Genomic DNA, 19,476 nt, shown 5'->3' with positions numbered 1-19,476 from the left:
TACCCGATGCGCGTTTTACTCGTGCTGTTCAGTTTGCTGCTGTCGATGTCGCTGTCTGCTGCGGAAAAACTTCAGGTAGTCACCAGTTTCAGCATCCTCGCCGACATGACCCATCAGGTCGGCGGCGACCACATCCAGATCACCAACATGGTCGGCGCGGACGCCGATGCTCACACGTACGAGCCGACGCCGGACGACGCCAAGGCGTTGCTGAACGCCAAACTCATCATCAAAAACGGCTTGGGTTTCGAGCCATGGCTGGACCGCCTGGTGACCAGCACCGAGACCAAAGCGCCAGTGATCAGCGCGAGCCACGGCATCATCCCGCGCTCCCTGGATGAAGATGGCGAGACGATTCCCGACCCTCACGCTTGGCACAACCTGGCGAACGCTGAGCTGTATATCAGCAACATCACCAAGGCGCTGATCGCTGCCGACCCGACGAATAAAGCCGACTACGAACGCAACAGTCAGGCCTACCTGAAACAGATCTACGCTCTGCTTGCCGAAGCCAAGGTCAAACTCGGTTCGCTACCGCCGGGCAATCGCAAAATCGTGACGTCCCACGACGCCTTCGGTTATCTCGGTCAGGCTTACGGCATCGACTTCATGGCCCCTCAAGGTCTGTCCACTGAGCGCGAACCGTCAGCCGCCGAAGTCGCTGCATTGATCACTCAGATTCGCCAGGCCAAGGTCAAAGCGGTGTTCATGGAAAACATCAAGGATGCACGTCTGCTCAAACAGATTGCCGATGAAAGCGGCGCGCACATCGGTGGCACGTTGTACTCCGATGCGCTCGCGGCGACCGGACCGGCCAGCACCTTCATCGGGTTGTTCGAGTACAACCTCAACACCCTGTACAACGCGTTGAGCAAGCCATGATCCGCAAGAATCCTTCCGGTGATTTGCCGGTCATAGCAGAGTCTGCCTACGTGGATAAAACCGCCATCATCTGCGGAAAAGTGGTGATCGGCGAGAACGTCTTCGTCGGCCCGTACGCGGTGATTCGTGCCGACGAAGTGGATGCCTCAGGCGAGATGGAGCCGATCATCATCGGCGCCAATTCGAACATCCAGGATGGCGTGGTGATCCACTCCAAGTCCGGCGCGGCAGTGACCATCGGCGAGTTCAGCTCTATCGCCCACCGCTCGATCGTTCATGGTCCGTGCTCGGTGGGCGACCGGGTGTTTATCGGGTTCAACAGCGTGCTGTTCAACTGCGCAGTCGGTGACGGTTGCGTGGTGCGGCACAACTCGGTGGTCGATGGTCGCGACTTGCCCGAAGACTTCTATGTGCCCTCCACCACCCGCATCGGCCCGAAGACAGATCTGTCGCAGTTCCCACCGGTAAGCGTCAGCGCCTCGGAATTTTCCGAGGACGTGGCGCGCACCAACGTCGATCTGGTGCTTGGCTACAAAGCCCTGCAGAACGAGTTCTGACCATGAGCAGCGCGCTGATTCGCAATGCCCGGCTGGTGAATGAAGGCCGTGAGTTTGACGGTGATCTGTTGGTGAGCAACGGGCGAATCGTGAAGATCGCCAGCAGCATCCACGGTGAAAATGCCGACGTGGAAATCGATGCACAAGGGCAATGGCTGCTGCCCGGAATGATCGACGACCAAGTGCACTTCCGCGATCCAGGCTCGCCAGACAAGGGCAGCTTTTACACCGAATCCCGGGCTGCGGTGGCCGGTGGCATCACCAGCTTCATGGACATGCCCAACACCCATCCGGCGACCCTGACCCTCAGCGCACTGGCCGACAAAAAGCGTCGCGCGGCGATCAACTCCGTCGCCAATTACGGCTTTCATTTCGGCGTGAGCAACGACAATCTCGACACCGTCGCCAGGCTCAACCCCTGTGAAGTAGCCGGCGTCAAAGTGTTCATGGGCGCTTCGACCGGCAACATGCTGGTCGATGACCCACAGATTCTGGAGCGGTTATTCGCCGAGGTGCCGACCCTTTTATTGGCCCACTGTGAACACACGCCCAGCATCGACGCCAATGCCGCGAACCTGCGTGACTTGTTCGGCGAACACATTCCTGCGGCGGCCCACCCGCTGATCCGCAACGCCGAGGCCTGCTTCCGCTCCTCCTCAATGGCCGTGGACCTGGCCAAGCGTCACGGCACCCGACTGCACGTTCTGCACCTGACCACCGCCCGCGAACTGGCGTTGTTCGAAGACAAGCCACTCGCCCAGAAACGCATCACCGCCGAAGTCTGCCTGCACCACTTGCTGTTCGATGACCGGGATTACCCGAGCCTCGGCAACCTCATCAAGTGCAACCCGGCGATCAAAACCCAGGCCGACCGCGATGCCTTGCGCAAAGCGTTGCTGAGCCATAGGCTCGACGTGATTGGCAGCGACCACGCGCCACACACCTGGGCCGAAAAACAGCGGCCGTACAGCCAGGCGCCTTCCGGCTTGCCACTGGTGCAACACGCCCTGCCCGCGCTGCTGGAACTGGTCGCGGATAAAGTTTTGCCGATCACTACACTCGTGGCCAAGACCAGTCACCGGGTCGCCGATCTGTTCGCCATTCCTGACCGCGGTTATCTGCGCGAAGGCTATTGGGCCGACCTCGTTCTGATCAAACCCGAACCCGGCGGCGTCGCCGTTTCCCAGCAGCCGATTCTGTCTCAATGCGGCTGGACGCCTTTTGCCCGGCAGCGTTTCCGCCACAGTGTCAGCACCACGATCGTGTCGGGGCAAATTGCCTGGCACGACAAACGTCTTAATGACAACTGCCAGGGTTTACCACTACGGTTTATGCGCTAGCACTCGAGGGCACCGACATGATTCACATCACCCTGAGCGATGGTTCATTGCGTGAATACGACCAGCCACTGTCGGTGTACGAGCTCGCCGCGAGTATCGGACCCGGGCTGGCAAAAGCGGCGGTGGCCGGCCGAGTGGACGGCATCCTGGTGGACTGTGAGTACATGATCGAAGCCGATGCCAGGGTCAGCATCGTCACGCCTCAAGAGCCCGATGGGCTGGAGATCCTGCGACGCTCCTGTGTACTGATGCTGGCCATGGCCGTTAAACAACTTCATCCACAGGTGCAACTGCACGCAGGAACGGCGCTGGGCGACGGGTTCTTTCATGAGTTCTCTGTCGAGCCATCCTTAATGCCCGCAGACCTGCCACTGATCGAAGCCCGCATGCAGGCTCTGGCGGCGACCAATCACTCGATTCGCCGTCAAGGAAAGACGCCGCTGTACCGCCTGGGGAATGTCCAATCGACGACCGCTGGCCCGCATGTCCCCGCAACCAGAGTGCTGCAAGCGTTCACCCTCGACCACATCAGCGGTACGTTGCCGCAACGGATTTACGGTACGTGCTGGTCGTGCCAGCAAGAGCTGGAAAACTGGCGGACACCGCCGCACGTCATGATCGTCAGCATGGACGAACGTCAGGCGGATTACGCGCAGTCGGTGACCGAGGCATTGCGTCGAAGCGGCGTGCGCGCCCGTGCGGATCTGCGTCACGAGAAAGTCCGCCAAAAGATTCGCGAGCACAGTCAGCACGTGCCGTATCTGGTGGTGATCGGGGAGAAAGAAAAAGCAGGCGGGTTTGTCAGTGTGCGTAGTCGCACAGGTGAGGACTTCGGGAGGATGGGGGTTGAGAGGGTGTGTGAGTGGTTGAATCAGGCCCGCGCCCACACAGTCATGTAGGGCGCGGGCCTGCTGGCGGGCTTTTAAGCTCTTGGCTTGACGGTCCCGCAATCCTGCCCCAACCACACGGCGCGGCTATCGAGGCTGCCCTTCTGCTGAATGCCGGTGGCATTGAACGTGCCGTTAACCTTAGTGGTGAACTCACGATCACTGAGGAAAGTAGCGACACCGGTGCCCTGCGCTTTTGGACAGCTGAAGCGGAATTTCCACTGATTCCCGGTGCGGTCGGTGACTTCCTGCTTGCAGCCAGACTGTGGATCGGTCAGCGGAATGTCGTTGGTCTTCACTTGTTCCGGCGTCAAGCAAGCCCGAATCCCTTTGCCGCCCATGGTGATGCCCTGCTTCTCCAGCTGCGCACGCTGTGCAGGGGTCATCTGGCTCTGTAGCTGACCAAGGATCAGCTGCAAATCCGGGAGATTCTGGTCATCGACCTTCATGTTGCTTGTGGTCATTTCCCACAAGCCGGGCTGCAACATCTGCGCCTGAGCGGCCACAGGAAGTGACAAACCAACAGCCATGGCCAAACCCAGCAGACGAACGTTCATCGAGTAACTCCTGATCAGTTGTGGCCGTTAGACGTCAGCGAATGGCTTCGGTTCATGGGCCAATTAAATAGCGACATTCTGCACGGAACATGGTCTGTTAAGCATTGAATCTTCAGGAGCAAGGCTGCCCCCATGGATTACTTTGGACCGCATATTTTTGGCTACATGATTGCACTGCTTCATACGCTGGGCCTGATCGCTGCCATCCACGCCGTGCTCACCGTCCGGACCGCCCAGGGATCGATCGCCTGGGCCCTGTCGTTGCTGTTTATTCCCTACCTCACACTCATCCCCTACCTGGTCTTCGGCCGCAGTACCTTCGATGGCTACATCAAGGCTCGGCGGCAGGCCAACGAAGAAATGCGCAAGGCAATCTCCGAGCTCAACTGGCGCCCTTGGGTAGAAGAGGCGCTGACCGCTCGCGCCTCAAGTGCTTACGCGTCCTTGAGGGCGATGCCGAAACTGGGACGCATGCCGTGCCTGGCGAACAACGAAGTGCGTTTGCTGATCGACGGCCAGGCCACCTTCAACGCCATTTTTGACGCCATCAGCAACGCGAAGGAAGCGGTGCTGATTCAGTTTTTCATCATCCACGACGATCGACTCGGCCAACGCCTGCAAACCTTGCTGCTGCAGAAAGCCGCCGAAGGCGTGGCGGTTTATTTATTGTACGACCGCATCGGCAGCCACTCCCTGCCTCACAGTTACGTGCAGCCACTGCGCGATGCCGGCGTCGAGGTCAAAGCCTTTGCGACCCGCAGCGGCTGGCTCAACCGCTTCCAGGTCAACTTCCGTAACCACCGCAAGATTGTGGTGGTCGATGGCGTATTGGGTTTCGTCGGTGGGCACAACGTCGGCGACGAATACATGGGCGAGAAACCACCCCTGGCGCCGTGGCGCGATACCCATGTGCAAGTACGCGGGCCGGTGGTGGCCTGCATGCAAGAATCTTTCGCTGAAGACTGGTTTTGGGCCGCCCGCTCATTGCCGCCGCTGATCCTGCCGGACGTTTACCCGGACGACGGCGTGCTCTGCCAATTGCTCGCCAGCGGTCCGGCGGATTCCTACGAAACCTGTTCGTTATTCTTCGTCGAAGCCATCCATGCGGCAACCGAGCGGGTGTGGATCACCAGCCCTTATTTCATCCCCGACGAAGCCGTGTTCGCCGCGTTAAGGCTGGCCGTTCTGCGAGGCGTGGATGTGCGGCTGCTGCTGCCCTCTCGACCTGACCACCGAATCGTCTACGCCGCCTCCAGCCTGTATGCCTTCGAAGCCGTGCGCGCCGGCGTGCGGGTGTTCCGCTACGAGCCTGGCTTCCTGCATCAGAAAGTGGTGTTGATCGACAGCGAAATCAGCGCCATTGGCAGTGCCAATCTGGACAACCGCTCGTTCCGGCTGAATTTTGAAGTGATGTTGTTGACGGTCGACAGCGCCTTTGCCGCCGAAGTAGAACAGATGCTCAACGATGACTTCGCCCAGGCTCACGAGATCGCCAAAGAAGAAAGCCGGGAGACCCGCCGCCTGCAACAGGTCGGCATGCGGGTCGCCCGGCTTATTTCACCGATACTTTAAGGGTTGTAGATATCGTCTCGCGTCCATGGCAGTTCATGGCTGCCATCGGGGTGGGCTTTCACCGCGAGAATCTGGTGCAGATTGATCCAGCCCTTGGCGAACGCGTAAGCGCATCCCGCCAGGTACAGCCGCCAGATCCGTAAGGCTTGCTCTGGCACCAGCCGGGAAGCCGCTTCCAGATTGTCTTCCAGGCGTTCGCTCCAGTGGTCCAGGGTACGCGCGTAGTGCAGGCGCAGACTTTCGACGTCGACGATCTCCAGCCCTGCTTCACTGATCTCGGCAGAGATCATCGACAGGTGCGGCAGCTCGCCATTGGGGAACACATACTTCTCGATGAATTCGCCGGCACCGCGCCCCACCGGACGGCCGTCGATGTGCTTGGCGGTGATCCCGTGGTTCATTACCAGGCCACCCTCCTTCACCGCACCGAACAAGGTCTTGCAGTACTCGGCCAGATTGGCGTGGCCAACGTGTTCGAACATGCCGACACTGACCACTTTGTCGAAACGGCCGTCCTGAGGCAGGTCGCGGTAGTCGAGCAGTTGCAGTTCGACCAGATCGTCCAGGTCTTCGGCGGTCACCCGTTCGCGGGCAAGTGCGAGTTGCTCTTTACTGAGCGTGATCCCGAACACCTTCGCACCAAACTCCCGGGCGGCATACCGTGCCAGTCCGCCCCAACCGCAACCGACATCCAGCAGATATTCCCCTGGTTGCAGCCGCAGCTTGCGGCACAGGTGGCGGAATTTGGCTTGCTGGGCTTGTTCCAGCGTTTCGCTGCCGGTCTCGAAATAGGCGCAGGAATACGCCATGTCACTGTCGAGCCACAGTTGATAAAACGCGTTGGAAAGGTCGTAGTGGTAGGAAATCGCCTTGGCGTCTGCTTCTTTGTCGTGAGGGGTGCGCACTGGCTGACTGTCTTGATCGCCGAGCAACGCCTGGCTCCACTCATCGCAGACGCGGATCACGTCGCTGATGGAGCCTTCCAGCTCAAGTTTGCCTTCGACAAACGCCGCTCCGAGCGTGTCCAGGCTTGGGTGAGTGAACTGGGTAACCATTTGTGGGTCCTTGACCACAATTGTGACGCTAGGCGTCGGCCCCAGATTGAATTCATGGCCGTCCCAGAGTCGCAGGCGTAACGGTAACTGCAGATTCTGTAAGGCCGGAGGAAGATGCGCGAGCATGGATAGACCCTCTTGTTTCAGACGTCTGATGTGAGGGTAGTCCATCCTTGAAAAATAGCTGGCTACCGAATTAATAGCCCTTTTCTATGATTCGTAACGCTCGAACCAACCGTCACGAATTCTCAAAAGTGATTGCCCTCATCTAGATGACTACGAATTCGTCGTACAGTTCTGAAAACTTGAAATCGCCCCTGATCGCGCTGTTTAGAGCACTCACCAGAGTGCTCAATCCTCATCCTCAAGCTTGAGCAATGGTTCTTGAAAACGCAGTAAACGCCCGGCATTCCCCAACACCAGCAAGGTGCTGAAGTTGTGCAACAGCGCAGCAATCATCGCGCCCGCAGCACCAAGCCAGCCGAAGGCAGCGAAGGCCACAATCGCCAGCGTCCAGCCCAGACCGATGATCACATTGACCTGCAACGTCTGCCGGCATTGGCGACTCAAACGCACACACGTGCCGAGTCGACGCAGGTCGCTGCCGATCAGGACGATGTCGGCCGAGGCCAGCGCGATGTCCGCCCCGCCCGCGCCCATGGCCACGCCGACCACACCGGCCTTGAGCGCCAGCGAATCGTTGATCCCGTCTCCCACGACCATCGGCCGGAAGCCGCTGCCGATTTCTTTCAACACACGATTGAGTTTGTCCTCGGGCAACGCTTGAGCTTCAACGTCACTGATCCCGACATCTCGCGCCAATGTGTGCGCGACACTTTGCCGATCACCTGTCAGCAGCAACTGCCGGCCCAACCCCAATTCGCGTAGCTCGCTCAACGCAAATCGAGCCTCGGGTTTTACGCTGTCGGCCAGCAACAGCCAGGCGAGGAATTCACCGTTGAGCGCCAGCCCGGCAATCGGGCCATCGTGATCGGGGACACTTGAAGTGGCGATACCCAATTGCGCGAATAGCTCCGGACGACCGAGCGCCGCTTCGCCCTGCTCCGTCATCGCCACCACGCCCAGCCCCTGACGTTCGTGGATATCGGAGAGCAGCAGAAAATGTTCCTGGGCGACCAACCCGGCGAGCGCGCGGCTGACCGGATGACTGCTGGCAGAACCAAGGCTGGCAGCGAGTTTAAGAACGTGGCTGCGATCCTCGATCGGGCTGTCGATGGATTGCAAACGCAAGGTGCCAAAGGTCAGGGTTCCGGTCTTGTCGACCACCAGCGAAGTCAGGTCTGCCAACTCTTCGAGGAACGCGGAGCTGCGAATCAGAATCCCATGACGAGCCGCCACCGCCACCCCGGCAATCGCCGTGGCCGGCGCGGACAACACCAGCGCACAAGGACAGGCCGCCACCAACACCGCGAGCATGGCCTGGGCGTCGTTAGTGACGAACCAGGTTACGGCGGCCAACAGCAACACCAGCACCATGTAGCTGCCGGCGTAACGTTCCAGCAAACGCGTGATCGGTGGTTTGGAACGCTCGGCACTTTGCATCAGCGCAATGACTTTGCCGAGGGTCGACTCATTGCCGGTGCGAGTCACTTCGATGCGCAGCAGACCGTCGAGGTTGATCGCGCCGCCGAATACTTGCATGCCGATGCCCGCCTCCATCGGCACCGATTCGCCAGTAATCGAAGCGGTGTCCAGGCTCGCCTGACCGGACAACACCCGACCATCCGCCGGCACCCGATCACCCGCGCGCACCTCGACGAGATCACCGGCCTTGAGTGTGCCGTTATCGACTTCGACGATGGAGCCATCGGCCTGAACCTTGCGCGCGTGGCTGCGCGTCAGTTTGCCGAGGGCGCGAATCGCCTCTTGAGAGCCGATCACGCTGCGCTCTTCCAGCACGTGACCGAAGATCATGATGATCGGCAGCAACGCCGCGGTCAGCAGATCACCCGTGGCCCACGCCCCGAGCATGGCCAGGGCGATCAATTGATCAGTGATCCCGTGCAGGCTCGGATAACGCAGGCTGTACCAGGCCGAACGCATCACGGGCACGGCCACCAATAACGAAGCAAAGCCCAGCAGCAGTTGACTGACGCCCGTCTGCTCCGGCGACATCCAGCGCCAGGTCAGGCCGAGCGCGAGCAGGCCCAATGCGAGCATGGCCAGGGTCAATTGCCGGGCGGCGCTGCGCTGTTCAGCCGAGGACAACATGCTCGGTGCGGCGGCGGTTGGGGTGGTCATTGTGCAGCTCCCTGAATGATCAGGCGGGAATCGTCTTTCGGATTGACCGTGGTCACCGAGCCGGCCTGACCGAGAATCTTCGGCATCCGCTCGCGGTAGATGCGCAGCAGCATTTGCGGGTCGGTCCCTTGTTGCTGCGCCTTGGCCAGGCTCAATACCGTGGCGGTGTCCGTCGACGCTTTGGCCAGACGTTCGCTCGCTTGGGCGTGAGCGACTTGCAGCGTGCGATCGGCTTGTTCGTTGGCCGTCTGAGTCAGTTTCTCGGCTTCAGTGCGAGCATTGGCCACGGCTTTATCGGCTTGTTGACTGGCGGTCAGAACAGCGTTGAAGGCGTTGACCGCCGGGCCTGGCAGACTCGATTGCACGTCGACTCGCGCCACTTCAATGCCTAACCCCTGCCCGGTCGCGGTCAGGGCAGCCAGGCGCTGATTGATGCCTTGCACCAGATCACCGCGCAACCGTTCGCGGCGTTCGGCTGCCTGGCTATCGGCGCCGATCAGCTCTGGCCGAGCGACCAGAATAGTGTCCAAATCTCGCGCCGCCGTGAGCGTCACGGCGCTGCGGGTCACCAGTCGATCCAGTGCCGGCAACACATGTTCGCCTTGAAGGACGAAGGCATAGGGCTCGGTGACTTTGTAGAAAACACGCACATCCAGTTGCACCACACCCGCGTCACCGGTGAGCAAATAACCGGAGCCGGCGAGTGCATCGCTGATCGGTGTAGCGAAACTTGCTGCCCGGTCTGCCTGCAACGCGGCATCGGTGCGCAGCAGATTTTCCACCCGACGCTCAATCACCCGGTCCGCCGCGGGCAACAAAATCACCTGCTCAAACGGACGTGGCCAAGCCAATAGCAGGCCAGCATTCTGGATGCGATCCAGCGCGCCGAAATGCAAAACCACCGCGCGATTTTGTGGATCGATCTGCCGCACATTGGAAAATGCCCAGACCAAAGCGGCCAGTACCGTCACGGCGTAAAGGGCCAAGAAAGCCAGTCGCCCAGCCTGAATCCAGGGACTGCTTAACTCATTTGTTCCACGTGGAACCAATTTCATGGCTGCGACCCAGACTTGTTATCGAGGGTCGGCGGGCCGTCAACCAACACCCGGAACGGTGCGGCATCGGTGCGCAGAATCAGTTTGGTGCCTGGCGTGACGATCGTGCCTAGCGTGTCGAGGGAGCGCAGCAGGTTGTAGAGCTGTGGCGACCCGGCGTAGGCGCGGCCATAAATCTGCGCGGCTTCGACGCGCGATTGAGCTTCGATGTCCGCCGCTTTTACCGTGGCATCAGCCTGCACGATGCGCGCGTCACGCTCTGCGCCAGAACGGATTTGCGCCGCTTCGCGCTTACCAATGGCCGTGCGTTCGGTGGCGATTGTTTCACGCTCGGCGCGCATGCGATCGACCGTAGCGGTGAGGGTTACCGACGGCAAGGTCAGTCGCTCGATGCCGACTTGCAGCACCCGCACGCCATAAGTCGTGAGCAGCTGCTGATCGATCTGTTGACGCAACTGCGCTTCAAAATCAGCGATGTGTACTTTGTTGGCGTCGGTGTTCACCAGGTTAGCCAGATCAAAACTGCTGGCCGTGGTTTCCAGCGCCGAGCCAACAAACGTGCGAATTTGCCGCGCGGCTTCGTCCGGCTGATTCTGTACAGCGCGCATAAAGCGTTGCACGTTGTCCGGATCACCCTGCACCTGCCAGGCCACGTAAGCCTGAACGATGATGCGCAAACCGTCCCGCGTACCCACGTCCTGTAAACCACTCGAGGTTGTGCGCAGTCGCAGATCGACAGGAATCGCCGCTTCAAAAGGAGCAGGCCAACGCCAGCCAAGACCTGGTTCCAGCAGTACCCGCGACGGATTACCGAAACGCGTGATCACCGTCGCCTCGCCCGAACGCACTTGCACCAGGCTCGCTGCCGCTATGGCGAACGCCACCAGCAACGCTGCCCAGCCCATTCGCCGCCACGGGAACGGGCCCGCTTCTTGGGGATCACCGTGGTGGTGATGGTGATGTCCGTGGTGATGCCCGCCATGGCCGTGATCGTGGCCAGTGTGGTCATCGTGATCATGAGTGTGCGACTGGCTCAATTGGCAGCTCCTGGCTGAGCGGTTTTACGCGCCGGCGCAAGGTCAGCCGGCAGCGTGAATGTACGAAGGTCTATGGTCGGCGCGTTACTGCTGCCGCCCAGACGATGGTCGAGCACCAGCAACCTGGCATTGGCCAGGCCTTGGGACAGTTGGCTGAAGTACTGTTCCAGCACGAAGGCCTGGCCGGCGCTGGCGTAGGCCTTTTGCTCGGCGCTGAACCGCAGATCCGCCGCTTGGGCAGTGGCGTTGATTTCACGAGCGCTGGCCGTCGCTTGATCGCGAGCGATGCTGGCCTGCAATTGCGCCTGGTTAGTGGCTTCCGCCGCCGCACCGCGCTCGCGGGAAATCAATGCCTGGGCGCCAATCTGCGCAGCCTGGACACCGTGATAGGCATTGGCGGCACCGGCCGGCGGATGAATCGCCTCGACCACGGTGGCGAGAATTTCCACGCCGCTGTCGAGTTTCTGCAAGTCGGCCTGTACCGCCCGACCAATTTCTTCGGCGAGCCCTACCCTGTCTTCGCCGAGCAAACCGTCGAGGGTTCGCGAGGCGAAATCGTGGACCAAAATCCGGCTGGCGGTGCTGCGGATCAGTGTCGGGACGTCGGCGCTGTTATAGGTCGCAGCCAACGCCGCTTGATCGCTCAGGCCGATGCGATAGACGAAACGCACGTCCATGTTGACGATCTGGAAGCTCTGCTTGTCGGCTCGACTGCTGGCAATGACCTGGGATTTGTCGTTCACATGGCTGGCGTCCCACAAGCGATTGGCAATCGCGGGCGCCGGGCCTTCGGCGGGTTCGGCCACGACCGGCGCCGGTGTATCGCCAACACTGGTGGCCAACTCGTGGACCACACCGTTCTCGACACTCAACACACGGCCCAGAGGCCAGGGCAATCCTGCGTGCAAACCAGGACCGAATACCTCCACCGGTTTGCCGAATCGCTCGTAGATGCCCCGCCCTTGCAGCGGTATTTCGTGAATGCCGGTCAGTGACCAACCCACTATCGAGACTACGGCCAGCACCGGAAAAAATGCCCGACGCATGTAGGTGAAGGCCCAGATCTGCCGCAGGTCGATGCCGAAGCGGTTGTGCAATTCGTGCTGCAACGCCAACAAGGGTTGCGGCGGCCAGCGCAGCATGTCGGCGACGAAGCTGCGCGCCAGCAAGGCAGGTTCGAGTTGTTCGCGTTGCGGACTGAATAACGACAGCAGGGCGCGCAACAGCAACTCGGCGGCGACCAATCCTGGCAGCAAGCCGATCAGTACCGCCAGACGCACCGGCCAGACTGAGGTTTCGCCACCCAGCAACAGGCACAAAGCGCTGAGTACCAGGCAGATGATCGCCACTCGAGTCAGCTGCGCCAACGACGCTGCTTCGGGCCATTGCGCGACGTTTTCCTGCGCCAATTGACGTTCCAGCACCAGCAAACCGAAGGCCAGCAGCAACGACAGCGCCGCACCGACACTGGCCGACACCCCCAGTGCTGCTGGTGGCAGTGCAAGGTTCCAGACTTGTTCGATGCTCAACAACGTCAACAGCGACCAACCGGCGAGCCATAGCGTCGGGGCGCCAATCTGCACCAACATTCGCAACCATCGCTGGCTTAGCCGATCCAGCAGCCTTTCGTACCAGCCCACTGGGGCAACGACTTCGTCAGCCACGACGACCTGCACGACCGGGTTCAACGCCCGCGCGCGCCACTGCGTCACCCACCAGGCCGATTGCAAACCGGCGACCAGCACCAGCAAACCGGCGCTCTGATTGACCAGCAACGCGGGCCAGAGCGACTGCGGCGCAAACAGCCCGACAAAAAACGCCAGTAACCAACCTGCCGCCGCAAGAGCGCCCAGACCGATTGCGAACTGACGCAATCGTCGCCCTTGAAAAACCGCCTGCTGGAAACGCGGCAGCCCGGCTACTTGCGTCCCATCGACATCGAGATCAACTTGCATACCACCCCAGTGTTTATCGTTGCTCATATCGCAATACGTTACGGTATAACGAAAGCCGTGAAATTTCCGTTCTTAAATGCTGTATCTAAAGGCGCTCAACCTGTCGCTTGCCTGAAGCCTTGACCGAAATGCTGCAGAACGCACATATTACGTTCGTAATTTTATTCAATGACTACGTTTACCCATTCCGATCCCCGTTCACTCCAGGAGTACAACCATGAGCATCTATGACGTCGTGATTCTGGGCGGAGGCCCCGGTGGTTATAACGCGGCGATCCGCGCCGGGCAGTTGGGCCTCAGAGCGGCTTGCATAGAAGGACGCGCAACCCTCGGCGGCACCTGCCTGAACGTCGGTTGCATGCCGTCAAAAGCGTTGCTGCACGCCTCCGAACTCTACGACGCCGCCATGGGCACGGAATTCGCCAACCTGGGGATTGAAGTCAAACCCACACTCAACCTCGCGCAAATGATGAAACAAAAGGATGAAAGCGTTGCCGGGTTGACCAAGGGCATCGAGTTTCTGTTTCGCAAAAACAAAGTCCACTGGATCAGGGGCTGGGGCCACATCGACGGGCCCGGCAAAGTGACGGTGACCGACAGCCAGGGCGGCAAGACCGAACTGAACGCCAAGAACATCATCATCGCCACCGGCTCAGAGCCCACTCCCCTGCCCGGTGTGGACATCGACAACAAACGCATCCTCGATTCGACGGGCGCGTTGTCGCTGACCGAAGTGCCCAAGCATCTGGTAGTGATCGGCGCCGGGGTGATCGGTCTGGAACTGGGTTCCGTGTGGCGGCGTTTGGGCGCTCAAGTAACGGTGATCGAGTTTCTCGACCGGATTTGCCCCGGTGTGGATGGTGAAGCCGGCAAAACCCTGCAACGTTCGTTGAGTAAACAGGGCATCAACTTCAAATTGAGTTCCAAAGTCACCAGCGCCACAACCTCGGCGACCGGCGTTCAACTCAGCGTCGAGCCCGCCGCTGGTGGCACAGCCGAAACGATTGAAGCGGATTACGTGCTGGTGTCTATCGGACGCCGGCCTTACACACAAGGCCTGGGGCTGGAAAACGTCGGTCTCGCCACGGACAAGCGCGGCATGCTCGCCAACAAGGGTCATCGCACTGAAGCGGCTGGCATCTGGGTGATTGGCGACGTCACGTCCGGGCCGATGCTCGCCCACAAGGCCGAAGATGAGGCCATGGTCTGCATCGAGCAGATTGTCGGCAAGGCGGCCGAGGTCAACTACGACCTGATCCCCAACGTGATCTACACCAAACCCGAACTGGCCAGCGTCGGCAAGACCGAAGAACAACTGAAGGCCGAAGGTCGTGCCTACAAGGTCGGCAAGTTTCCCTTCACCGCCAACAGCCGGGCAAAAATCAATCACGAGACCGAAGGCTTCGCCAAAGTGCTCGCCGATGAGCGCACCGACGAGATTCTCGGCGTGCACCTTGTGGGACCAAGCGTCAGTGAAATGATTGGCGAATATTGCGTGGCCATGGAGTTCAGCGCCTCTGCCGAAGACATTGCCCTGACCTGCCACCCACACCCGACCCGCTCCGAGGCCTTGCGCCAGGCGGCGATGAATGTGGAGGGGATGGCGACTCAGATGTGATGGAGTTGCCTGAACATTCCCACGCTCTGCGTGGGAATGATCTTAGTTCGCCGGTAAATGCTCCAACGGCAACGCGCCCGGCGTCTTCACCGTATGAATTGCAAAGTTGCTGCGAATGTCACTTACACCCGGCAATTTCAACAACCTCCCCGTGAGGAAACGGTCATAGGCGCGCAGGTCCGGCACCACTACTTGCAGCAGAAAATCCGATTCCCCTGACACCAGAAAGGCCGAAATCACCTCGGGCAACGCCGTCACGGCCAGGCGAAAGGATTCGGCCTGCTCATCGTTGTGCCGCTCGACCTTGACCCCGACAAACACCGTCAGCCCAAGCCCTACTTCGTCGCGATCCAGATTCGCCTGGTAACCGCGTATCACCCCGGCTTCTTCGAGCATCCGTACCCGGCGCAAACAAGGCGAGGCGGACAGACCGATCTCGTCAGCCAGTTGCACATTGCTCAGGCGACCGTCCCGTTGCAGCGCTGCGAGAATCTTGCGGTCGTAGGCGTCGAGTTTCATGGTTTGGCAGATCCTGATGGTTTACCTGCAATTGAGTGGCAGGTTATGCCAACCCAAAGCATTTTAGAAGCGAACTACGCAACCACCTGCCCTACCCTTCAGCCCTAGACTGGCCGTACCGAATCGACAACGAATGGGGTGCGACATGGCAGGACTGTGGGTGTTTTTCATGGCGCTGGCGGTGGTCTATCTGTTGCCGGGCCCGGACATGATCCTGTTGTTGCAGACCGGAGCCCGTCAGGGCAAAGGCGCGGCGCTGGCGACTGCGGTGGGTCTGGGTGTTGCCCGGGGATGCCATGTAGCGTTGGCGGCGCTGGGGTTGGCGGCACTGTTCAAGGCTGCACCCTGGACGTTCGACGCGGTGCGCCTGGCGGGGGCCGCCTATCTGCTGTGGATCGGCATTCAATGCCTGCGAACCACAATGTTGCCGAGTTTGAACGCAGCAGGCACCACCACCGAGAAACCTCGCTGGCGCGCAGCGATCCAGCGCGGTTTGCTGACCAACCTGCTCAACCCCAAGGCGTTGCTGTTTTGCTCGGTGCTGCTGCCGCAGTTCATCGATCCACACGCCGGGCCGGTGCTCGCACAATTTGCGACCCTGGGCGTGGTGTTAGTTGGCGTTGGGCTGTTGTTCGACAGCGCTTACGCTCTGACTGGCGCAGCGCTTGGCCGTTGGCTGCAACGCAGTCCTTCGGCCCAACGCCTGCAGCAGTGGCTGTTTGGCAGCCTGTTGATCGGTTTCGCCGTGCGGCTGACCTTTGTGCAACAGGCTTGAGCCTTACCGCGTCTTGCGGCGGCGATTGATCAGCAACAGCGCCGCTGCCGTGACCGCTATCACACCGCCAATCTGCAACGGTATTTTGTAGGGCCGCAGCTGCGAACGCACAGCGTTGGTAACTTGGGTCACATAGCGCTTGTCGACGTTCTGAAAGTCCGGTTCGTGGCACTGATGACCAAAATCGCCAGCCCAGACCACATACGGGCCTTCTTCGACATACCGACGGTAGAACGCGCTTTGCTCTTGCAGGCTGGTGCCCCACGACGAAGCCTTGCACAGCACCGAAGCAAACGCCTGACTGCTGTGGGGCAGATGATCAGCGGCCTTGCTCGCCAGCGCCGTGGCGACAAAACGGTAGTGGAAACGCTCATCAGGTTGCGCCACCGTGGCTTGCTGGCGCCGCACTTCACCCTCGGCTATCAGTGGTCCGACCTTGAGTTCGGGCGCTTCCAGACTGTAATTGCCACTGAAAGTGGCGTAATCCGGGGACATCTCGTAGCCCAACAACTCCATTCCGCCGAAACGAGCCAGTGTCGCGGCTTGGTAATAAGCGAATGCCCGTTTGGTCGGCCACCACTTTGATTCAGCGTCGTTGCGCAACTGCCCGTACCACTTGGCCGTGGCCTGCAAATCGGGGTTATCGAAATAGGCCGGCGCTTCGTCATACCGCTCTTCGCGCAGCAAGCGCCGCCCGAGCAAATTGCGCAGTTTCGCCGCCACCGGCAATGGTACGTAGCTATCGCGATCCTGCTGAGTCAGAGGGGGCGGCGCCGGCACTTGAGTGTCGACGTATTGCTTGAGCTCATCGACGGTCAACACGCGCTCGGCGACCGTGGCAGCGTCGTACCAATAGATATCTTTACTGCGATAAAGCTGATCGAACGCTTGCAGGTAATCCCCACGTTGCAACGCCAGGATTGCGCTTTCCCCTTCAACCCGGCACTTGGGTTGAAGCGTTTCGAAGTCCCAGTCTGGCGTGCGACGCTCGCCCCACGACTCGTTCTGCGGGAAGGCCTGGGCAGCCTTGGCGTACGCTGCGGCAGCCGCGTTTTTATCGCCATCGCGCACGGCCAGTTTGGCCCGCAGCCACCACGCCAGTCCGCCATCACCGGCGTGTTCGAGGAACGCCTTGGCGCTGGCGTAATCACCCTGTTGATAATTCACCGCTGCCAGCCGATCAGCGTTATCGAGGCTGCCGCGGGTGCTGTTTTGCAGCAGTTTGATCAGTTTCAATTCGTTCGGCGGTTGATCACCGAATGACCAACCCAGTCGGCTGATCAACGACGCGGTCACCAGTTGCTGCACCGGTTTGCCCTTGAGCAACACGGCCAGTTGATCGTCAGGCATCGCCGCGAGGTCGGCCACCAACAGTTTCAGCGAGGTATAACCCACCGCCGAACCCTGAAGGTTTTGCGTGGCGTAGAGTTCGATGGCGCGGTTCCAGTCGCCGTCAGTGCGGGCGACGCGGGCCTCTTCGCCAAGACTGGCGACGCCCAGTTCCAGTGGATCGCTAAAACCGTCGATGCTTAGCTGACGGGTCTGCTCGAAAGCCTTTCGAGATTGAGCCAGCAGGTCAGGACCAGCGTCCGCTTCCGCGCTCATGGCAAACAGCGCCCGGCCTAACGAGTAAGCCGCCCAAGTGCTGCGCAACGCCCGTTGATCCGCCGGCAATGCCAGCACTTTCTGGAAGTACTCGGCTGCCAGTCCATGATCACCGGCATTGAATGCCACAGCGCCAGCCAGATAAAGCTTGAGTTCAGCCGGCAGGCTCGTGCCCTGACTCTCGACTTCATGCGCATCGGTCAGGCTGCGTAACTGTTTCACCAGCACCTGCTGCTCAGCCGTCAAACCGGATTGTTCAGCCTTGTCCCGCTGTTCTGCGTAGTCGGGCGCATCCATGTTATAGGCGGTTTCGGTGACGTTCTTCAGCCCGGCGACCGCATGCCCGAGGCGACGGATTTCAAATCTGAAGTTCCCTTCCGGCAGCTCCGCCAGCGACTGGCCGCGGTTGTCCAGCAGACGCATAGGGAAATCCGGCCCGCAGGCCAGCGCCGAACCCAGCGGCAGGCTGAGGCTCAGGCAAAGCAGATGGCGGGGCCAGTTACGGGTCAACATTCGAACCTCCTTGATCAATATGTGCGCAACGAGCCCAACCCATGGCGCGCTGCCCGCCGGCCGGTATTCGACCGTCGCGCAGGCGGGTGAAGGTAAGCAGATCCGGACGCTGTTGCAACGCATAACCAGCCAGCGCATCGGCACCATCACAACCCTGCACCGCGAGTGTCAGGCGTTCGGGCCAGGCGCTGTCGAGGTTGCCCTGATTGCTGAGGGTGATGTCATAAAGGCCTTCTTGCTCGGAGAGTTTCAGCGCCAGTCGACTGTCGAGTGCATCGCCACGCGCCACGGCGCTCAGGGTCGTCAGGCTCCAGGCCCGGCGGTCGCTGGCCAGTGGCAAACGAAACCAGATCAGGCCTGCCAGATGCGTCGGTGGATCGTTGCGCAATTCGCTCCCGAGCCGGCTCAGTTGCTGCGGATCGGCGAGTAATTCCCTGCGTTTGCCACCCCGTTCTATCGGCACTTCGCTTTCCACTACCGGCGCACCACGACCCGGCAACAACGCCACACCGTAGGCCGGCAGCGCCAGATAGAAAGGTTTCGAAGTGATTCGGCTCCAGGCCTTGGTCCATTGTCGGGCCTGATCCGCATCAAACAAACCAAGACGCGGATCGCTCACCGCGTGCACCTGCAACACGCTGCTATCGACTGTGGATAACAACGCCGGCAACTCGGGACTGTCGAGCCAGGCCGGTAACGCGGTGATGCTCAGCGCAATAGAGGCCGGCAGAACTGCGCGCAGGTTCGTAAGAAATTCGCGGTAGGCCGGTAGCCGAGCAGTACCGGCATCGTGGTCGATTTCCACGCCGGAGAGATTCAACCCCTGCCCTTGCCAATCGCCGAGTACCTGCAGGATCTGCGCGGTGACTTCGTCCCGATCCAGCGACTTGAGTTGGCCATCGAGACGAATCACCGCGATCAGCGGCCGACCATCACGTTTGAGCAACGCCGGGGCAATCCGCGCCCGGCGCCAACCCGCCTCAGGGAATGCCTGCAAGGCCAGCACCCGCAGAGTGGAAAAGTCAGCGCGACTGTCCCTCAGCGACGCTTCGTGGGCCGGTGTCCATTGCCGTTGCCAGACGTAGAGTTGCTGATCGAGCGCGGGCGCGTCCTGTCGTTCGCAACCGTTGAGCAATGCCATCGCGACAATCAACGCCGACAGACGAGCGAAAAAATACATAAAGCCCCTTGAGCCGAATCAGATCCTTTGTAGCAGCTGTCGAGCCTGCGAGGCTGCGTTCGGCTGCGTAGCAGTCGCCAATACTACGTGCACGGTGTATCTGAAGA

Annotated in this window: 16 protein-coding genes; 7 read left to right on the top strand and 9 right to left on the bottom strand. The window is 60.4% G+C overall.

From position 1 onward, the window contains the following. The first annotated feature begins 6 nt into the window (after positions 1–6). The 4 genes from ABH912_RS20645 to ABH912_RS20630 are packed head-to-tail and all read left to right on the top strand — an operon-like array spanning position 7 to position 3,678. On the top strand, positions 7–882 hold the full coding sequence (locus ABH912_RS20645; protein ID WP_429511520.1) for a metal ABC transporter substrate-binding protein: 876 nt from the start codon (positions 7–9) through the stop codon (positions 880–882). Continuing rightward, a complete protein-coding gene (locus ABH912_RS20640; RefSeq protein WP_429511519.1) occupies positions 879–1,439 on the top strand; it encodes a DapH/DapD/GlmU-related protein in 561 nt (186 codons plus the stop codon). Before ABH912_RS20645 ends, ABH912_RS20640 begins: the two co-directional genes overlap by 4 nt. Before the next feature lie 2 nt (positions 1,440–1,441). Beyond that, positions 1,442–2,779, top strand: coding sequence for a dihydroorotase (locus ABH912_RS20635; protein WP_429511518.1), 1,338 nt, complete (start codon positions 1,442–1,444; stop codon positions 2,777–2,779). A 17-nt stretch (positions 2,780–2,796) separates the two neighbouring features. Beyond that, on the top strand, positions 2,797–3,678 hold the full coding sequence (locus ABH912_RS20630; RefSeq protein WP_429511517.1) for a His/Gly/Thr/Pro-type tRNA ligase C-terminal domain-containing protein: 882 nt from the start codon (positions 2,797–2,799) through the stop codon (positions 3,676–3,678). A 23-nt stretch (positions 3,679–3,701) separates the two neighbouring features. Here the strand turns inward: ABH912_RS20630 and ABH912_RS20625 are convergent, their stop codons facing one another. Beyond that, entirely contained in the window at positions 3,702–4,223 is a 522-nt protein-coding gene (locus tag ABH912_RS20625) for a DUF3617 domain-containing protein (RefSeq protein ID WP_033059649.1), read from the bottom strand. Positions 4,224–4,355: 132 nt separating this feature from the next. Between ABH912_RS20625 and cls the strand changes: the two genes are divergently transcribed. Continuing rightward, a complete protein-coding gene (cls, locus tag ABH912_RS20620) occupies positions 4,356–5,795 on the top strand; it encodes a cardiolipin synthase (protein ID WP_429511516.1) in 1,440 nt (479 codons plus the stop codon). Here the strand turns inward: cls and cfaB are convergent. The 5 genes from cfaB to hflK (ABH912_RS20595) all read right to left on the bottom strand — a co-directional run bounded on the left by cfaB (position 5,792) and on the right by hflK (ABH912_RS20595) (position 13,159). After that, entirely contained in the window at positions 5,792–6,976 is a 1,185-nt protein-coding gene (gene cfaB / locus ABH912_RS20615; protein ID WP_429511515.1) for a C17 cyclopropane fatty acid synthase CfaB, read from the bottom strand. The two genes, cls and cfaB, sit on opposite strands and share 4 nt — an antisense overlap. A 225-nt stretch (positions 6,977–7,201) precedes the next feature. Continuing rightward, positions 7,202–9,112, bottom strand: coding sequence for a cation-translocating P-type ATPase (locus ABH912_RS20610; RefSeq protein WP_429511514.1), 1,911 nt, complete (start codon positions 9,110–9,112; stop codon positions 7,202–7,204). Further along, positions 9,109–10,167, bottom strand: a complete 1,059-nt coding sequence (gene hflK / locus ABH912_RS20605) for a protease modulator HflK (RefSeq protein ID WP_429511513.1) — start codon at positions 10,165–10,167, stop codon at positions 9,109–9,111. Before hflK (ABH912_RS20605) ends, ABH912_RS20610 begins: the two co-directional genes overlap by 4 nt. Beyond that, positions 10,164–11,204 (bottom strand): protease modulator HflC, encoded by a 1,041-nt coding sequence (gene hflC / locus ABH912_RS20600; protein WP_429511512.1) that lies wholly within the window; start codon positions 11,202–11,204, stop codon positions 10,164–10,166. Before hflC ends, hflK (ABH912_RS20605) begins: the two co-directional genes overlap by 4 nt. Beyond that, positions 11,201–13,159: a protease modulator HflK gene (hflK, locus tag ABH912_RS20595; protein WP_429513134.1), complete on the bottom strand. Its 1,959-nt coding sequence runs from the start codon at positions 13,157–13,159 to the stop codon at positions 11,201–11,203. Before hflK (ABH912_RS20595) ends, hflC begins: the two co-directional genes overlap by 4 nt. A 217-nt stretch (positions 13,160–13,376) precedes the next feature. Here hflK (ABH912_RS20595) and lpdA point away from each other — a divergent pair, with 217 nt between their 5' ends. Beyond that, positions 13,377–14,777 carry a dihydrolipoyl dehydrogenase gene (gene lpdA, locus ABH912_RS20590; RefSeq protein WP_429511511.1) on the top strand — a complete coding sequence of 467 codons (1,401 nt, stop codon included), beginning with the start codon at positions 13,377–13,379 and terminating at the stop codon, positions 14,775–14,777. Between the two features lie 42 nt (positions 14,778–14,819). Here the strand turns inward: lpdA and ABH912_RS20585 are convergent, their stop codons facing one another. Then, entirely contained in the window at positions 14,820–15,296 is a 477-nt protein-coding gene (locus ABH912_RS20585) for an Lrp/AsnC family transcriptional regulator (RefSeq protein WP_033059662.1), read from the bottom strand. 145 nt (positions 15,297–15,441) lie between these two features. On the opposite strand from ABH912_RS20585, the gene ABH912_RS20580 reads away from it, so the two are divergent. Beyond that, a complete protein-coding gene (locus tag ABH912_RS20580) occupies positions 15,442–16,071 on the top strand; it encodes a LysE family translocator (RefSeq protein WP_156363942.1) in 630 nt (209 codons plus the stop codon). 3 nt (positions 16,072–16,074) lie between these two features. Here ABH912_RS20580 and ABH912_RS20575 read toward each other — a convergent pair whose 3' ends face one another. Further along, positions 16,075–18,189: a hypothetical protein gene (locus ABH912_RS20575; protein ID WP_429511510.1), complete on the bottom strand. Its 2,115-nt coding sequence runs from the start codon at positions 18,187–18,189 to the stop codon at positions 16,075–16,077. Next, the gene (locus ABH912_RS20570; RefSeq protein WP_429511509.1) at positions 18,176–19,369 is read right to left on the bottom strand and encodes a DUF3142 domain-containing protein; all 1,194 of its coding nucleotides are present in this window, start codon (positions 19,367–19,369) and stop codon (positions 18,176–18,178) included. The genes ABH912_RS20575 and ABH912_RS20570 overlap by 14 nt, the downstream gene beginning before the upstream one ends. Between the last annotated feature and the right edge of the window lie 107 nt (positions 19,370–19,476).

It is taken from the genome of Pseudomonas sp. BT76 TE3572 (assembly GCF_050435365.1).
In the GTDB taxonomy this organism is placed as follows: Bacteria; Pseudomonadota; Gammaproteobacteria; order Pseudomonadales; family Pseudomonadaceae; genus Aquipseudomonas; species Aquipseudomonas fluorescens_W.
This window is presented reverse-complemented; position numbering and strand designations above follow the sequence as displayed.

What these genes read in the sequence shown, in the direction of transcription:
- cfaB (WP_429511515.1), bottom strand. Translation starts at nt 6,976, where the DNA reads ATGCTCGCGCATCTTCCTCCGGCCTTACAGAATCTGCAGTTACCGTTA.
- ABH912_RS20630 (WP_429511517.1), top strand. Translation starts at nt 2,797, where the DNA reads ATGATTCACATCACCCTGAGCGATGGTTCATTGCGTGAATACGACCAG.
- ABH912_RS20610 (WP_429511514.1), bottom strand. Translation starts at nt 9,112, where the DNA reads ATGACCACCCCAACCGCCGCCGCACCGAGCATGTTGTCCTCGGCTGAA.
- ABH912_RS20635 (WP_429511518.1), top strand. Translation starts at nt 1,442, where the DNA reads ATGAGCAGCGCGCTGATTCGCAATGCCCGGCTGGTGAATGAAGGCCGT.
- lpdA (WP_429511511.1), top strand. Translation starts at nt 13,377, where the DNA reads ATGAGCATCTATGACGTCGTGATTCTGGGCGGAGGCCCCGGTGGTTAT.
- ABH912_RS20575 (WP_429511510.1), bottom strand. Translation starts at nt 18,189, where the DNA reads ATGTTGACCCGTAACTGGCCCCGCCATCTGCTTTGCCTGAGCCTCAGC.
- hflK (WP_429513134.1), bottom strand. Translation starts at nt 13,159, where the DNA reads ATGCAAGTTGATCTCGATGTCGATGGGACGCAAGTAGCCGGGCTGCCG.
- hflK (WP_429511513.1), bottom strand. Translation starts at nt 10,167, where the DNA reads ATGAAATTGGTTCCACGTGGAACAAATGAGTTAAGCAGTCCCTGGATT.
- ABH912_RS20585 (WP_033059662.1), bottom strand. Translation starts at nt 15,296, where the DNA reads ATGAAACTCGACGCCTACGACCGCAAGATTCTCGCAGCGCTGCAACGG.
- ABH912_RS20580 (WP_156363942.1), top strand. Translation starts at nt 15,442, where the DNA reads ATGGCAGGACTGTGGGTGTTTTTCATGGCGCTGGCGGTGGTCTATCTG.
- ABH912_RS20640 (WP_429511519.1), top strand. Translation starts at nt 879, where the DNA reads ATGATCCGCAAGAATCCTTCCGGTGATTTGCCGGTCATAGCAGAGTCT.
- ABH912_RS20570 (WP_429511509.1), bottom strand. Translation starts at nt 19,369, where the DNA reads ATGTATTTTTTCGCTCGTCTGTCGGCGTTGATTGTCGCGATGGCATTG.
- ABH912_RS20625 (WP_033059649.1), bottom strand. Translation starts at nt 4,223, where the DNA reads ATGAACGTTCGTCTGCTGGGTTTGGCCATGGCTGTTGGTTTGTCACTT.
- cls (WP_429511516.1), top strand. Translation starts at nt 4,356, where the DNA reads ATGGATTACTTTGGACCGCATATTTTTGGCTACATGATTGCACTGCTT.
- ABH912_RS20645 (WP_429511520.1), top strand. Translation starts at nt 7, where the DNA reads ATGCGCGTTTTACTCGTGCTGTTCAGTTTGCTGCTGTCGATGTCGCTG.